The sequence below is a fragment of the Flavobacterium sp. 3HN19-14 genome, assembly GCF_051373205.1.
Classification (GTDB): domain Bacteria; phylum Bacteroidota; class Bacteroidia; order Flavobacteriales; family Flavobacteriaceae; genus Flavobacterium.
In genome coordinates, this window is sequence record NZ_JBPPZT010000001.1 from 3,674,605 (window position 1) to 3,690,361 (window position 15,757).

At 40.4% G+C, this 15,757-nt stretch carries 19 protein-coding genes and 1 pseudogene; all 20 read right to left on the reverse strand.

All coding sequences use genetic code 11. The features are described 5' to 3' along the window. Positions 1–126: 126 nt before the first annotated feature. Positions 127–1,209, reverse strand: a complete 1,083-nt coding sequence (locus ACSLFW_RS19925; RefSeq protein WP_436557206.1) for a glycosyltransferase family 4 protein — start codon at positions 1,207–1,209, stop codon at positions 127–129. Beyond that, on the reverse strand, positions 1,206–2,324 hold the full coding sequence (locus tag ACSLFW_RS19930) for a glycosyltransferase family 4 protein (protein ID WP_436557207.1): 1,119 nt from the start codon (positions 2,322–2,324) through the stop codon (positions 1,206–1,208). The genes ACSLFW_RS19925 and ACSLFW_RS19930 overlap by 4 nt, the downstream gene beginning before the upstream one ends. Positions 2,325–2,337: 13 nt before the next feature. Then, positions 2,338–3,576 carry a hypothetical protein gene (locus ACSLFW_RS19935; protein ID WP_436557208.1) on the reverse strand — a complete coding sequence of 413 codons (1,239 nt, stop codon included), beginning with the start codon at positions 3,574–3,576 and terminating at the stop codon, positions 2,338–2,340. Then, on the reverse strand, positions 3,573–4,688 hold the full coding sequence (rffA, locus tag ACSLFW_RS19940) for a dTDP-4-amino-4,6-dideoxygalactose transaminase (protein WP_436557209.1): 1,116 nt from the start codon (positions 4,686–4,688) through the stop codon (positions 3,573–3,575). The genes ACSLFW_RS19935 and rffA overlap by 4 nt, the downstream gene beginning before the upstream one ends. Before the next feature lie 30 nt (positions 4,689–4,718). Continuing rightward, a complete protein-coding gene (locus ACSLFW_RS19945; RefSeq protein WP_436557210.1) occupies positions 4,719–5,477 on the reverse strand; it encodes an SDR family NAD(P)-dependent oxidoreductase in 759 nt (252 codons plus the stop codon). Further along, positions 5,470–6,561: an aromatic ring-hydroxylating oxygenase subunit alpha gene (locus ACSLFW_RS19950; protein ID WP_436557211.1), complete on the reverse strand. Its 1,092-nt coding sequence runs from the start codon at positions 6,559–6,561 to the stop codon at positions 5,470–5,472. Before ACSLFW_RS19950 ends, ACSLFW_RS19945 begins: the two co-directional genes overlap by 8 nt. Continuing rightward, positions 6,554–7,630, reverse strand: coding sequence for a ketoacyl-ACP synthase III (locus tag ACSLFW_RS19955; protein ID WP_436557212.1), 1,077 nt, complete (start codon positions 7,628–7,630; stop codon positions 6,554–6,556). Before ACSLFW_RS19955 ends, ACSLFW_RS19950 begins: the two co-directional genes overlap by 8 nt. Then, entirely contained in the window at positions 7,630–7,860 is a 231-nt protein-coding gene (locus ACSLFW_RS19960) for an acyl carrier protein (RefSeq protein ID WP_436557213.1), read from the reverse strand. The genes ACSLFW_RS19955 and ACSLFW_RS19960 overlap by 1 nt, the downstream gene beginning before the upstream one ends. Beyond that, complete coding sequence (locus ACSLFW_RS19965) at positions 7,853–8,323, reverse strand: GNAT family N-acetyltransferase (protein WP_436557214.1); 471 nt, start codon at positions 8,321–8,323, stop codon at positions 7,853–7,855. Before ACSLFW_RS19965 ends, ACSLFW_RS19960 begins: the two co-directional genes overlap by 8 nt. Before the next feature lie 39 nt (positions 8,324–8,362). Continuing rightward, entirely contained in the window at positions 8,363–8,971 is a 609-nt protein-coding gene (locus ACSLFW_RS19970; protein WP_436557215.1) for a hypothetical protein, read from the reverse strand. A gap of 83 nt (positions 8,972–9,054) precedes the next feature. Continuing rightward, positions 9,055–9,147, reverse strand: a pseudogene (locus ACSLFW_RS19975) (glycosyltransferase); the annotation flags it as partial. Continuing rightward, positions 9,114–9,296, reverse strand: a complete 183-nt coding sequence (locus ACSLFW_RS19980) for a hypothetical protein (protein ID WP_436557216.1) — start codon at positions 9,294–9,296, stop codon at positions 9,114–9,116. The gene ACSLFW_RS19980 and the pseudogene ACSLFW_RS19975, both read right to left, overlap by 34 nt. Before the next feature lie 15 nt (positions 9,297–9,311). Continuing rightward, positions 9,312–10,409, reverse strand: coding sequence for a glycosyltransferase family 4 protein (locus ACSLFW_RS19985; RefSeq protein WP_436557217.1), 1,098 nt, complete (start codon positions 10,407–10,409; stop codon positions 9,312–9,314). Positions 10,410–10,424: 15 nt separating this feature from the next. Then, positions 10,425–11,267: a class I SAM-dependent methyltransferase gene (locus ACSLFW_RS19990; protein WP_436557218.1), complete on the reverse strand. Its 843-nt coding sequence runs from the start codon at positions 11,265–11,267 to the stop codon at positions 10,425–10,427. Positions 11,268–11,289: 22 nt separating this feature from the next. Beyond that, a complete protein-coding gene (locus ACSLFW_RS19995; protein ID WP_436557219.1) occupies positions 11,290–12,072 on the reverse strand; it encodes a class I SAM-dependent methyltransferase in 783 nt (260 codons plus the stop codon). Positions 12,073–12,213: 141 nt separating this feature from the next. Next, positions 12,214–12,987, reverse strand: coding sequence for a glycosyltransferase family 2 protein (locus ACSLFW_RS20000; RefSeq protein WP_436557499.1), 774 nt, complete (start codon positions 12,985–12,987; stop codon positions 12,214–12,216). Positions 12,988–12,998: 11 nt separating this feature from the next. Continuing rightward, the gene (locus ACSLFW_RS20005; RefSeq protein WP_436557220.1) at positions 12,999–13,583 is read right to left on the reverse strand and encodes a glycosyltransferase family 2 protein; all 585 of its coding nucleotides are present in this window, start codon (positions 13,581–13,583) and stop codon (positions 12,999–13,001) included. A 47-nt stretch (positions 13,584–13,630) separates the two neighbouring features. Then, positions 13,631–14,617: a glycosyltransferase family 2 protein gene (locus tag ACSLFW_RS20010; RefSeq protein WP_436557221.1), complete on the reverse strand. Its 987-nt coding sequence runs from the start codon at positions 14,615–14,617 to the stop codon at positions 13,631–13,633. Then, on the reverse strand, positions 14,607–15,449 hold the full coding sequence (locus tag ACSLFW_RS20015) for a glycosyltransferase family 4 protein (protein WP_436557500.1): 843 nt from the start codon (positions 15,447–15,449) through the stop codon (positions 14,607–14,609). The genes ACSLFW_RS20010 and ACSLFW_RS20015 overlap by 11 nt, the downstream gene beginning before the upstream one ends. Further along, positions 15,409–15,756 carry a glycogen/starch synthase gene (locus ACSLFW_RS20020; RefSeq protein ID WP_436557222.1) on the reverse strand — a complete coding sequence of 116 codons (348 nt, stop codon included), beginning with the start codon at positions 15,754–15,756 and terminating at the stop codon, positions 15,409–15,411. Before ACSLFW_RS20020 ends, ACSLFW_RS20015 begins: the two co-directional genes overlap by 41 nt. Position 15,757 lies beyond the last annotated feature (1 nt).

Below are 15,757 nucleotides of genomic sequence, written 5' to 3' on the forward strand. Positions count from 1 at the left end.
TTTTACGACATAGATGATGCCTCCGATAAGGATTGCAAATGCATATGCCTTTGAAAATATCGGGAAAACAAATATGAGGATTGCGATAACAATGTGCCCAGAATTAACGCTAAATAATTATTGTTGTTATTTTCCATCGGTGCTTTTCATCCAACTAATATAATCATTCATAATGGCAGAAACCGAAAAACGGCTCAAAATTGTTTGACGTAATTTTTCTGACATGCTTTCGCGAAGTTCCAGATTTTCTATACATGACAGCAATTCGTTGTAAAATAATTTTACATCTCCGGAAGGAACTATCATTCCGTTTATCCCGTTTTGTATGATTTCAGGAATTTCTCCGACTGCCGTTACAACCACCGCTTTTTTATGCAATCCATATTCCAGAAGCGCTAATGGCAAACCTTCAGATTTTGATGTCAGGATGCCGATTTCAGATTGTTCAAGAATTGAAGTGATGCCGTTTATTGTGCCGTAAACAAATACGTTCTGATCTAGCTTATTTGATAAAATCAGGCTTTTAATTTGCGAGGAATAGTCATCTTCGAAATCTTTTCCGACGAGATGGAATGTCCACTCCGGATGTGAATTCTTAAGCAAAACTGCCACATCAAGCAATAAATGGTGGTTTTTTTGTTCCCGAAGATTGGCAAGGCAGAGGATTCTTTTTCCGGAAATTCCTTTCAAAGCAACAACTTCCGAAGACGGTTCATTTTCTGCCGGAAAATTGGGCAGCATAATGACATTTTTAAACTTCAATTCCTGTTTTGCCCAATCTTTAAGCTTTTGATTGACGACAATAATTCCGGCAAAAAAAGGCATTGCCAGCTTTAGCATTTTCGACGGACGATTGCCCAAAAACTCACTGTCGCCGTAATGGTCGTGCCAAACCAGACATAAAGACGGCCGTAGCATCTTCAGTAAGAAAGCAATAAAAAAAGAAGTACTGTGCGCGTGGATAATGTCAATTTTATTGGCAATTGCGAATTTCCTTAATTTCAATACCGCAGCAAGATCGATTGTTGATTTTCTTTCCAGAAAAATATAGGCAGCTTCCGGATTCAGATTTTGTTTTAGCGGGCTTTCTTTCCTTGTGACTGCCAAAGCTGAAAAACCGGTTTCGGCCGCGAGAAAATTGGCATAATTAACCGCCATTCTTTCAGCGCCGCCGGCTTCAAGCGAATCGATTATTTGCAGGATTCTCATGAATTTATTAAGTTTTTTATCGCCGTTTCAAAAACATCAAGTGTATACTGTTGCGACCAAATCCGGCTTTGTTCGCTCATTTCGTTATAAGAATTGCTATCATTCAACATCGCATTGACCTTATCCACATCCGAAAAATTATCAGTATGAATCAATACACCGCGTTTTCCATAATCGAGCATGAAAGGAACGCAGGAAACTTTAGTAGCAATCGGCACACATCCCCAAAACATCCCTTCAGCAATGGCTTTTGGCCAGCCTTCACTATCCGAAGGTAAAATTACAAAATGGGATTGCTGATATGCTTCCTTTAATTTTTGCGCCGGTTGGTTGCCGTGTAATGTGATGAAATTTTCAAGATTATTTTCGGAAATGTAATTTTCGATGGAAGATCTTTCAGGTCCGTCACCAAAAATTTCCAGCGTGATATTTTGGTTCATTCTGTGTAATTTCTCAGCAAATCGTACCGCATACATCGGATTTTTGCCCGAAACCAATGTGCCTGCAAAAACAAAATTAACCGTACCGTCTGTTTTTTGGGGCAAAATAATTTCTTTCTCGGATTCAGAGTAAGAAGCGGTAAAAAAAGGCAGGATATTTTTCGTTGCGTTCTCCCATCTTCCGTAGACCAAAACCTGCATGTTGCGCGTCAGGAATGTGTTCGAAAGTATCCATCGCTGCAAACGGTAACTCCACGGTTGCTTTGATTTTCGGTTCCAATTTCCTGCATATTTTGCGGTTTTTATCTTTTTCGGGAAGAAAATCTGAATTATGCAACCCAATAAACCCATATTTCCAGGACAACGCAGATGAATGTGATCGGCTTTTTTCATGGCGATGAAAATCCTGAAAACAACTACCGGAATTTTAAAAATACTGCTGATTATTGATTTCAAGCCTAATAAATCGAAGCTTTTCACTTTGAAAAAAATAATATTTTCATGCTGATACGTTTTTTGTATCGGACTTATTCCGGCGACTTCCTGCGGCGCAACGATGAGTATTTTATCAGCATATTTTATCCAGATATTCATTTCATTCACATAAGGCGCATAGGCGTAATGCCGGTTCTGGCTCAGGATATGCGATACATGTGTGATGATGGCGAATGTCATTTATAGTTTGATTTTAAGGCAATTGCGTCAAAATACCATACATTCCCATAAATGAAAATCCGGTCAGGATGAGATAATTGAGCAAGGCAATCCGGTAATCCAAAGTACCGTCGGTTTGTTTCTTGTTGTAAAATACGATCGCCATCACAAAAACTGCAATGAGCCAGCGCGGCTCGATGTAAGAGAAAACAATCAGCGAGAATACTGAAATCATGGCCAAAAGCGAATAAGGAACAAACATTTCGGGATTAAGCCATTTATTCTTCCATAAATTGTACAGCAACAATAATAACGGAAAGACGAGCATCATTCCCAATTGCCTGAAGCCGAAGAACAGTGAATAATAAAAGTCTTTGAAAAATTCGATTACCGTTGCTTTCGGATTAAATAAAATGCTTCCGATAATTGAGTCTGGCAGGGAATCCGGGCCATTCTTATCGACATAAGCCTGTGTTTCTTCCCAACTCGGGTGACTGAAATTCCTGATTTCGCCTTTATTAACCATCAATTGCGCCAGGTATTGCCTTTGCTTCCAGTTTACGCTAAACCCGGCCGGCGGTTGTTTATCGTCGTAAGAAAGTTTTCCGTTTTTTTGAAGGCAGGGAATATTCAGCAGTAAAAAAAAGCAGCACAACAATAGCGGAATGATTTTTTTTCGATTGAAAAAAACAAATCCTTCCTTGTATAAAAATGCGAAAGCCAATAGCACCATCGGCAAATACGGCAGAAAAACCTGTCTGGTGAAAAATGCTGTTACGAGTGCGGAAAACGCCAGTATTTCGTTGTTCATCTTTTTATTTTCGAGAAAAAAATACACTTCCGAAGCGAAAATTATCAGGCTGACGAAAAATAGCGTGTCGTTAGTGCCGATTGTAAATACCGCAGATGTTGCCAGGAAGAAAAAAAGGCAGGCATAAAAATCCAATGACCTGATTTTTGCAATTTTGTAAAAATACCCGATAAGGCACAAAGCCAGCAGGAAATTCACGAGTCTCAGCGCGACATATTCCTTCAGGAAAAACGAGAAAGGCCAGGCAACCAGCATATGCGGAATGGAAATATTCTTCTCAATGGCAGCAATCCATCCATGTGTATTGATGAATGACAAATCACTTATAAAGAGCCATTCGTCGCCGCTTGCTTCGGGGTTATGGAAATAAAAAAACGAATATGAAACGAGAATGTACAACAAGGCCGAAAACCTGAAAATCAACTGTAATACTTTACTATATTTTGCAAATATTTCTTTCATAAAGCAGCAATTACATTGTTGACATTGAGTTCATAAAATAATGGAAGCCTGAGCAAATTTTCGGTATAGCGATCAGATTCGGATAAAATCCGGCCGTCATGACTGGCGGCATAAAAACTGCTTTCATGAAGGCTTATATAATGAAAAACTGCAAGTATATCATGCTTTTTAAAATTGTCAATGATAGACTGGCGCTGTGTTTCGTTTTTGCAGACGATGTAGAACATGTGCGCATTATTTGTGGCAAAATCCGGAATTACCGGTAATTGAATATCATTTTCTTTAGCCCAAATCTGCAATGCATCCTTATAGGTTTTCCAAAGCGATTGCCTTTTTTGCTGGATATCCTCCATATTTTCAAGCTGTGCCCACAAAAATGCAGCAATAATTTCTGACGGAAGAAAACTTGAGCCAATATCAACCCAATTGTATTTGTCAACTTCCCCGCGGAAAAATGCCGAGCGGTTCGTGCCTTTTTCCCAGATGATTTCCGCTCTTGCGATAAATTGCGCATCGTTTATGGCAAGCATTCCGCCTTCCCCTGAAATGATGTTTTTGGTTTCATGGAATGAGAAAGCCGCAAGATGACCGATTGAACCTAATGGCTTTTTTATGCCGTCGGTTCCGGTAAAATAACTGTCGATGGCCTGCGCGGCGTCTTCGATTACGAATATATTATGTTTTGCAGCCAACTGCATGATTTTATCCATATCGCAGGCGATTCCGGCATAATGCACGGGAACTATTGCTTTGGTATTAGCTGTAATTAATGCCTCGATTCTGTCTTCATCGATTCCGGGATGGTCTTTTCTACTGTCGGCAAAAACAATTTTGGCCCCGCGAAGCACGAATGCATTTGCGGTAGAAACAAATGTATACGATGGCATGATTACCTCATCACCCGGTTGTATACCAATTAAGATTGCCGCCATTTCAAGGGCATCTGTACAGGAAGTCGTCAGCAGGCATTTTTTGAATCCGTATTTTGTTTCAAAAAAACCATGGCATTTTTGGGTATAAAATCCGTTACCGGAAATCTTGCCTCTTTTGACCGCATCTTCAATATAAGGCAATTCTTTACCGGTCATGTAGGGTTTATTGAATGGAATCATGCTAAATTGATTTGTACCTGATGTATAAATTTAATTCATTATATGAGATCTTCCACCGTCGATTACTATGGTTGTTCCGGTGATCCAGCGGCTTTTATCCGACAACAGAAAAACAGCAAGATTGGCTACGTCTTCAGGTTTTCCATATCCCAGAGGATATTTTTTTTCATCAATCGCCATTGTTTCATCTCCAAGAGCAGCACCAATCTCATCGGTCATCGGCGTTCTCACCTGTCCAGGTGCAATGCAGTTGACACGGATTTGCTGCACCGCCAATTCCGATGCAAAAACTCTCGCTGCAGCACTCAATGCCGATTTGGCTGACGAATAATGCAAATTGCCTTTCATTCCGATAGCTGCGGCAATAGAAGTGATGAAAATAATTGAGGCCGAATTATTGATTTTTTTCTGCTTCAATAACTTAGAAAGCATTAGTACAATAGCATCATAATTGACGGTACGGATTTTTTCCATAAGTCCGGCATTAAGGAATTTAACCGGCTGCAACTGCACCATTCCGGCAGAATGTATAACGCCGTCTACAGGATTTTCTATCTGCTTTACAACATCATCGATGTTTGTCAGGTCTTCGAGATCAAAAATTATTGACGTGAAATTAATTTGTTTTCCAAGCTCATTTTCAAGCGCCTTGAGTTTCTCTTCATTCCTTCCTGTTACAATCAGGTTGCCGCCGAAACCAGCAATGTGCCTGCAGATTTCAAGGCCTATACCTGAAGTTCCGCCAGTTACAAGGAAGGTTTTGCCTGAAAAATTTATAAAATTATCCATTGATTATCTTTAAATAGTGATGGTGAAAATCTGAAATCCGCCTTTCTTCATTGCCCAGAAAATAAGTGGCTTTCACAAACGGCATGTTTTTTTGTATCCGCTCCAAAACCGCTTTATCTTCTGCCAAAATCTGGTTGATTGACGTTTTTGCCATTTCGAGGAATGCATTGTGGATGGCTTTCACCGGAGTGAAATTCTCTTTAAAAGCCGGTGCAAAAAATCGTTTTCTCAAAACCGACGCGTCCGCAGCAACCGGAAGGATATTGCCAACATAAATGGTAGTGCCTTCAGTAGAAGAAATCAACAAATTGGGAAAAATAAAAAAATGCCGGAAGGTTTCATGCGACAATTTCCTGTTTTCGAGATATTTTAGAACTTTTTCTAAAGGCTTGTCTTCATTTTTGGGATAATCGGCAACAGAATGGCCGTTGTCATATTCCTGATTCGCTTCGGGAATGCTGCAGAATCCCATTCCAAACAGCGTTTCCTGGTGTATGGCCGGACAGTGGTAAGCTTCAACTACGTTCTCAACAATGATTTTCCAGTTTACCTGCTGCAAATCGTCGTCAAAATAAAAGTTATTGTCAAAAACTTCACTGAGTTCCTGCAATTTCGGGTAAAATTTTCCCAGATATTCTGAAAGTGGCGCAACATTTTCGTTTAAAGAGATAAACAAAAATTTTCCCACTTGTTCAATCTTTAAGCTTTTAACTTTCAGGCATTTAAATTCATCTGATTCCGTATCAAATGCAGATTTTAAAGGCAATGTCCTTACATTTCCATCTTTATCAAAAGACCAGTTGTGGTATTTGCAACTGAATGGTCGGATGCCTTTTGTATCGGTCTGGATTTTGTTGAAGCGGTGCGGGCAAATATTTTCAAATGCGCGAATCTTTCCGCCGAAATTCTGTATTACAACCGGATAGCCGAAAATTTCGAGTGTCAGGAATGCATTATTATCCGCCACATCCGATTCCATTGCCGCAAAAAACCAGTTCGCTGAAAATATTTTTTCAAATTCTGCCTCTTGTGATGCAGCATCGCAATACAATCGTGGTGGTATCAAAGCATTTTTTTCATTCATGGTAAATGCTTAAATCTGTTGCGAATGGCGGCTCTAAGTTCAGCAGCGCAGCACCCCACGACAATCCGACGCCAAAACCTGACATGAGGATTTTTTTGCTTTCTGAAATGGATTCTTCTTCCATTTTTTTGACAATCGTAAGCGGAATCGAAGCGCCATTGGTATTTCCGAAATCCTGTATCGAATAAGGGACTTTTTCCGGTGCCATCTTGATTTTTTTCCTGATTGTTTCGTTAAGGAACCAATTCGCCTGGTGCAAAAAAGCATAATCGATATCTTCGATCGCTGTTTCGGTATATTCTAAAAGTTTTTTAATCAATTCAGGCGCGGCTTTTATGGCAAAATTAAATACTTCGATGCCATTCAGGCTTAAATCGACAGCGCGTCGTTTTCCTGTTTCGGCTTGAAGCGGATCGATTTGGATGTATTGCAATGCGTCTTCGCCAATCCTGTTTCGGGCACCGCCGGCGTTGATTTTTATGGCGTTTTCGCCGCTGCCGTCACTTCCTGTGATGAATGTCCATTTTGAATATTTATCAGCGTCATATTCAAGTGCCGTTGCCGTACCGGCGTCACCAAAAAGCGGGAATACACTTTTGTCGTAGGCCGAAGCATAAGAACTGATAGTATCGCCAACCAACAGCAATCCCTTTTTAAAGCCGTTGTTTTGCATCAGGTTTGAAACCACTGTAAGGCCGTATAAATAACCCGAGCACCCAAGATTGATGTCGAGACAGAAACAATCTTTTGAAAGTCGCAATCGCGATTGCAGTAAATTAGACGTTGCAGGAAGTATGTAATCGGGCGTTTGCGATACGAAAATAAGCAGTTCCACCTCGCTCTTTTCCCATTGCAGTTTTGCCAGTATTTTTTCTGCAGCCTGATAACACAAATCAGAGGCACAAGTATCTGCATCTGCAATGCGGCGCTGGCGAATTCCGGTATTAGTGGTGAATTGCTGCGCTTCTTTTTCAGAAAAAAGTTCCAGATCGCTGATTTTAGCGATTTTTTCGGGAACGCAGGCGGCAATTCCCCTGATGTGTATATTTTCGGCTTTAAGAAATGCCATTATTCAATTTTTTGGGCAACGATATCGGCCAGTTCTCCGACGGTTGTTGCCGATTTGAAATCATCTCCGGTTAGCGGCACTTCATAGCTCTCGTCAACAAAAGCAATGATGATCAGCGCCATCATCGAACTCCATTCATCGAGGTCTTTATATTTGGTTTCAAAAGATATGCTTTCAGGGTCATTGTCGAATTGTTCCTGAAAACCCTTTAAAAATGCGTCTTTATCCATTTTGCTTGCTTAAAATTAATTTTATTTTGGCGGTTTTATGTATATAATTTTCGCGGTTGAGATTGAAATGAACGATATCATCGGTGCTTTTCTCCTCATCTACCACACATCCTTGTGCTTTGCTCGAAGATATGGCTTTTTTATTGTCGGCTTTTACTTTTGAATAGATGCGCCCGATTTTTAAATCATCAAAAGCAAAATCATTGAAGCAAAGTACCATCCGCGCCACAACATCGGTATTCTCAAATTTGTCGGAAGCCAGAAATATCCCGCCTTCACCGGCATTATCGCTGATATTTTTAATGTGCATCAATCCGGTATATTCGCCGTTATGCTCCGATACGAAATAATAATTGTTGCCGTTGTTGATTGATCCGAACCATTTCTGTTGCATTTCCGCTGTGATGTAGCCGGTTTCAAACATGCGGCTGTTGACATAATCTGAATTTCTCCAGCTCCTCACCAACTCAAGGTGCTTGGTGCCAGTCGGTGCAAAGTGATGTTATATTTGCTGATTGTCATTAGGCGTTATTTTATCGATTATGAAAGCAGGCCTGTTTTTGGTTTGTTCGAAAACTTTTCCGACGTAAATTCCGACCACGCCGATTACGGTAATGATGATACCGGAAAGCAGCCAGATTGAAATAATGATGGAACTGTATCCCGAAACCTTGATTTTTCCCTGAAAATACAGTCCGATATTGATAATCCCGCCAATAAATGAAAGCAATGAGATTATCATTCCAAATTTAACGAAAATTTTCAAAGGTTTGTTCGAGTAGGAAACGATGACGTTAAATGCGAGTGAAGTCAGCTTTCGTAAATTGTAAGACGAAGCGCCGCTTTCGCGCGAGGCATGCTGCACTTCTACAGATGTGGTGCTGAATCCCGAAAAATAAACGAACAATGGAAATGATTTAATGTAATCGCCGATACTTAACACCGTCGCAATCACTTTTTTACTGTAAATACCGAAATTGGCAATCTCGCTGTCAAGCTGAATGCCCGCAAAAAAATTGAATATTTTTGAAAATATTTTTGAGGAAAGCCTTTTAAAGAAAGAATCCTGCCTGTTCTTGCGCCTGGCAAAAACCACATCATGGCCTTCCATGGCCTTGCGGTATAATTTTTCGATTTCTTCGGGCTGGCCTGCAAATCACAATCCATTACGACAATCCAATCGCCTTTTGCCTCAGAAAGTCCGGCCATAATCGCCGGATGCTGCCCGAAATTGCGGCTTAGTTTTATGCCTTTTACTTTCGGATTTGCCTTTGCAATACTTTCAATAACCTGCCATGAGTTATCAGGCCGCCATCTTCCACTAGGATGATTTCGTAATCGGCGGTAAGTTGCGCGACTGATTTCTGAATACGTTCAACCAGTGTCGGAATGATTTTTTCGGCTTTATAAACCGGTGATACGATTGATATTTTCATATGAAGCGGGCAGCGTTAAGCTATGATTTCATAAAAATTCTTACAATATTCTTCTGTGCTGAACAGCCTTAAAAATGTATTCCTTGCGTCAATTCCCATTGCTGCGTGTTTTTCGAAATTGTATTCAACCCTTTCAAACATCGCTTTCATCGCAGTTGGCGTTGCCTCAAATTTAAAACATTCTTTTCCATCGGCAAGATAATTTGTCAAACCTGTTGCATTTGAAATCAGCAAAGCTGTCTGGTTCATCATCGATTCAAGGCCGACTGTAGGAAGATTATCGAATTTGGACGGAATGATCGTGAAATGGGAACTATTGAGAAAATCATCTACTTCATCGTAAGCCAGGCTGCCACAGTAATTTATAGCACTATTATTCGAAATCAACGCTTTGATATCTGAAAGTTCAGCGCCATTGCCGGCAATTCTGAGATTAATCTTCGTTTGCGGATTTTCCGATTTGTACATCAAAAAAGCCTTAATCATATCGCTTACGCCTTTCGACGGATCGAGCCTTCCTAAATACGAAATGATAATATTATCGCCCGGAACTGTTGCTTTTTCTGTAAATCGATCTGAAATCGGGTTTAAGATTACGATGCCATCGCGGATGCCAAAATGTGCTTCTAAATCTGATTTTGCCGAATCTGACGGACAAATCATATAATCACAAAATGATTTGTAAAAAAACTTCTTCCGGAAAAAAGAAAGTTGCTGCCTTAAACCAGAATTCTTGTTATCGGCGGAAAGCTGTGCAGAAAGCGTATGGTAATATTCGAACGTCTTCACTTTTCCTAACGACAGCAGTTTCGATACCGAGATTGTAATGTTACTGCCAACGAAATGCCCTATAACTGCGTATGGTTTGTATCGAAACCAGATTTTCACATACCATAAAAAGTCTTTGAGAGAAGTCGGACGGTTAATTGTAGGCCATGACATTACAGTGATATTTCCTGCGCCTTTGTCGATAATTTCAGGCTTTTCGAAATAGGGTTTATGTGAAATAAAAATTACCTGATGCCCTTTTTCTGCCAGGAAACCTGCAAGGTGATAGCTCATCGCTGCAAATGAAATTTCGCTGTAATTATGGGCTATCAGGATTGTTTTCATACTTGCTTTTAAGTGCTAAAATGGCTTCTGCGCTTCAAAGTAAATTGTCGAGCCGTTGTATTTATTGAAAATTCCTTTGATGAAGTCTGTATAAAAACGAATGCTTTTAAAATTGATGTAAGGGAATTTTTTAACCGACGCAACCGGATTGGTAAAACCTTGTTGAATGAAAATATTGGTAATATTCTCCGGTGTTAAAAAATTCAGGTGAACGGGCGGCTTGTCCTGGTAAATCTCATCTTTTGGCCTGTCCGGATAATTGAAAATCTTATTGTAATTAGGCACAGACAATATGATTTTTCCGCCCGGACTGAGCTTTTTGAAAGCCAATTGCATAAATAATTTCAAATCCTGAAGATGTTCGAAAACTTCCCAAAGCATGACGACGTCGAATTCAGCATCAATCGTCTCCATCAAAGTGAAATCGCCGTTCAATGTATTAAGATTAAATTGCCGTGATTTCTCGTAAGATTCCTTGTCGATTTCAATGCCGAGGTAATTGATTTTCTTATCATAGGCCACAAGGTAACATCCGATGAGTCCGATGCCGCTGCCGATTTCTAAAACCGACCGGCATTTGCCATTCAGGACATTTTTACTGATAAGCCTCGACCGGTTGTAACCGATTTTTATCTTCTTATTTTCGAGCAGCATTTGATATTCTACCTTCGAATGGTTACTGTAAATCGCATTTTCGCGATTGTATAGTGCATCGTAAACCTCAATAAATTCCTGCTGTGAATAAATCGTACCGCAAAAAATCAGGCGGCACTTGCCACATTGCAGTAAATTATATTTCTGGTTGATTAATTGCGTATTGCCGCTGCAAACCTTGCAGTTTGTATAAATATTCGTCATGCTTTCTTTGTCATTAACATGGTCAAATGCATGCAACTGAACATCGCGCTGTCAGAATTTTGCGATTGCTCCCAATCCTGTTGGTGCCATTTTTGGCCGATTTCACTTTTCTTTTGTCAGAAACCGGCAACAGGTTCACAAATGCAATCCATTTTGATTTTCCCAGCAAGCCATGCCTTTCGATTACGTTGAAAGCTTTGGAAAACTGGTAATATGTTTTTTTGGAAAACGGCCACTCCCAATCTGCATCCGATTGAAAAGGGCGGTAGATGGTACGAATGATTTTTATCGGAAGGCTTGTCTGCAACGGATCGTAGCTGATGATGCTGCCTCCCGGCGCCAGTTTTTCATTGAGTTTGTCAATTAATATTGCCGTATTTTCAAAATGATGCAAAACGCCGTAAGCATAAATGAGGTCGTAGTCTTTTTCCGTAAATTCAGATGAAAGAAAATCGACAGCTTCCGCTTTTGCATTCGGGTAAGGTTTCAGTCTCTCGTTAAATTTGCCGATTGCTACATCGCTCAGGTCAATTCCGAGATATTCTTTGGCATTTTCGGCCAGATAAATCGACCAGTAATTCCCGGCATAGCAGCCCAAGTCGAGCACTTTTTTATTCGATAAATCACCGAACCATTCTTTATGCTTCAGATAAGCCTGGTCTTGTATTCCGATGTTTTTGCGGATTTTATTCAACAATCCGTTGCGGAATTTCGCCCATATCTTTGTTGCCCGATTTTGCTTGAAATGATTGTAAAAATCCTTCTGCTTTTGGTTCGTGGCTATGATTTCTTCGGTCGTTTTCATTTTATTTAGGTTTGCTGAACAATAATCCCAGCCATCCGGAAGTGCGGCCGATTGCCTCGGTAAGCGCTTCTTTTTTTCTTGTTGTCGTAAATGTATTGCTAAATCTGATTATTGTCAATAAAATCGTAATCAAATTCCATTTCAGTCTTGCGTTAAAATCGGATTCGGGTTTTTCACGCGCCAGACATACCAGCCGTTCCTCACGACCATTTTCCCGTATTTGTATTGGTTTGGCCGCCCCGAATCGTCGTGATAATGGTGCAATCTTGCCGCGGTATTGAGGTATAATTTTCCGGTTTTGGCCAAACGTATTGAAAAATCAGCATCTTCATACAAACCGTATCCTTCAAAATAAGTCGAAAAACGAATGGTTTCAAAAACTTTCTTCCTGAACGAAGAAACGCCGCCCATCAATTGTTCGGCTTCGTAAATTTTTCCGCTTGGCGGTAAGAAACCAACGCTTCGCCCGTGAGAAAAAGCAGTTGAAAACCCAGGCGGTTGATCGCTGTCGAGCTTAAATTTTTTCCTTGCAACAAAACGGCTTCCATCGGGTCTTTTCCAGCCATCGAAATAGAATTCATTGATTTTTGGCCTGTAATTTTCACCAATAAATTCGTAACCGGTGGCGTCTTCAATGATGTAGCCTCCAACGCCCAGGGCTTCAGGATAAATTTGGTATGCTTTGATAATTTCTTCAAAATAATTGGTTTCTAAAACCGTGTCGTCGTCTAAAAAACATACGATTTCTGATGTTTTTGAAACTCTTTCGATGCCGTAATTACGTTGTTTTGTAAGTCCGCGATGTTCCGGCGGCACCAAAAAATACTGCAGGTTCTCAAACTGATTTTCTGATAAGATTTTTTCCGTTTTATCATCATGCGATCCGTCGATGATTAAAATTTCATCGGGATAAATGGATTGCTCTTTTACCGAAAAAGCAACCGAAGCAACGCTTCAGGCCGTTTGTAAGTGCAGATGATCAGTGAAAATTTCATAAAACAATTATTTATATCGCGGTCCATCGCCATTAATTTTCGGGCGTAAAAAACCGATTTCCGGAACTGCAGATTTTTATACGGAATCCGCAGCAGCCTGTAGAAAAATCCGACTTTACTGCCGTCGAATAAATAATAGCTGAAATGCTTGTGCTTGTATTCAATAAGTTGTTGCGGCGTGAATTGCTTGATGATGCCGTACATCACGGTCGGACTCGGAACGGGCTTAATCCGTTTTACCGGCGTGTCGAGTTCCCACGGCTGTTTTTTTCGTTTTTTTCCAGTGATTTTTGCCTGTAGACCCCATGCGCGATAGCCTCCGGAAGGCGGTTTCAGATGAAGATTCGCCGCAAATGGATTGTTCAGTACCGTAACGCCAGCTTTTGTGAGTTCCATGCCAAAATCGCTGTCTTCTCCGTAACCACCGTCAAAATTAACATCGTTGCCGATTAATTTCTCAACAAATTCGCGCTTTACACAGGAATTGGCATTGCTGAACATTTGTGCGCAGCCCACTATTTTTTGCTCTTTTGGTAAAATATCCAATCGGTTTTGCAAATCATTCAAATCCTGTTGGTGGTGTTGGCCCTGATGTCGATTCCGTTGGCGGCGCCGGCATTGTAAGTTTGCAGTAATTCTAAGTGTTTTCTGACAAAATCAGGCAAAATCCGGATGTCATCATCGCCAAAAATCACATAATCGCCTTTGCACAAATCGATGGCTTCGTTTCTGGCGCGGCAACTTCCTTTTGATTGCTGCCAGATTACTTTTAGTTCGAACGGACAAGATTTTTGCGAGTACGCATTTTCATCCCGTGTTGCTTCAGGCGTCGCGTCTACCACGATTACTTCGCTTACGGGATAATCCTGATTGGCCAAATCGCCCAGCAACTGCAAGGCATAATCCTGGCGCGACATCGTCGGAATGATATAACTGATGGTTGGATTTCCTGTAATTGGATTTATTTTTCGTGGCGGCACCACTTCATTATTTCTTCTTTGAATGAAATTATTCTTGGCGTAAAAGAAAGCTTTCCATTCAGAAGTCATGAAAATTCCCTTGCGGTAAATCATAAAAACCGAATGCCTTATCTTAAAGTTTTTGCGAAAGAAAACATAGCGGTCATTGTCCGAAATTGCAATTTTTTCGGGTGTATTATCGTCAAAAAGATTTTTTACATATAATGGAACAACGCCTGAATACCGGATGGTGCGGAAACCGAAATCAAGTGCCTGCATCTGCTGATTTTTGAAATCGGCGTCAAAGCCTTTTGTCGCTTCCCAAACCGGTTTCCTGACGGCAAACTGTTTCGGGTTGATGCGCCAGCTCACGCATTCATCGAGATTGTCAAAATCATTTAAATACCAGAACATCACCGCTGTTTGATATACTAATTCAGGAAATGCATTTTTATATCCCTGCTCAAAAGAACTGTGCCAGATATCGCCCGCGCCCTGAGACAATTGCTCCAATTTTGCTAAATCAGGGCTTCCGGCATAATAGATAATTTCGCCGGTTTTGGTAGTAAATTCTTTAAATTCAGGGGTCATTTCGGTTTGTAATTTTTTGGTAGCACCTGATATTTTTTTTCAAAATTACCTGGGTTGCAAATTCAGTTTCGACTTTTTTCCGTGCTGAATTTCCAAAAGTAGTCATTAATTCAGGATTATCTAAAAGCGTTTTTATTTTTAGGGCAAAGTCTTTGTGATTTTCAGGATTGGCTAAAAAACCTTCGGCTCCGTCTGTAATCAGTTCTTTTGCCCAACCGATGTTGGAAGCGACGATTGCTTTTCGCATCGCCATGGCTTCGATCCATGAAACGGGCAATGCTTCGGCAAACGATGGAAAAACGCAAATTGCCGCTTTTTCGATATAATCGCTTACTTCTTCAAAAGGAACAGCACCTTTGTAGTTTACATTTTTGAGCGCTTCAGGCGTGAATAATGGTTGCATCATTTCCCACGTAGATTTTTCGCCGGAAAATATATCAGGTACATCTTTGCCGACTAAAATCAATTTTGTCGCAGGATTTGTGCGTATGACTTCATTAAAAATCAGCGGCAATTCCAAAAGTCCTTTTTTTCTTATCAAACTGCCAAAATATAATATTGTATTGTTTTCAAATGAAGGCTTGCCATTGAACTGATTGGCATCAACGGCATTCGGAATTACGGCAATATCGCGTTGCAAATCAAATAGTTTATTGGTCAAATCAGCGGTGAATTGGCTCACAGAAACGATTGCATCAGCATTTTGTAATGCTTTTTTTTCGTGCAAACGATTTATTGCTTTTACCGGTCTTTTTTCAAGGTGGCAGAAATAAGTATCAGAGCCGTGAAGCCTAATGATTATTGGGCATTTTGTATTGATGAATGATGTGATTCCGGTCTAGGTCAGGCGCTTCGGCCAAATCAATTTCGCCACTCGAATAAAGTCTGTTAATGATTTTCCTGATTTTCATTCGTGTAAAAAACCACGAAAACCCTTTGATTTTTATGTTTTTTATTTGCCGGATCGTGATGCCGTCATCGATAAATTGATCATCTTTTTTTTGCCCGTAAACCAGTATGGTAACTTCATTTCCATCACCAACCAAAGCCTTCGCCAAAGTTTTAATGCTTGTACCAATACCGCCTGCATTACCGGTTTTGGCATGCGGATATTCTGGTGTCAGGAATGCGATTTTCATC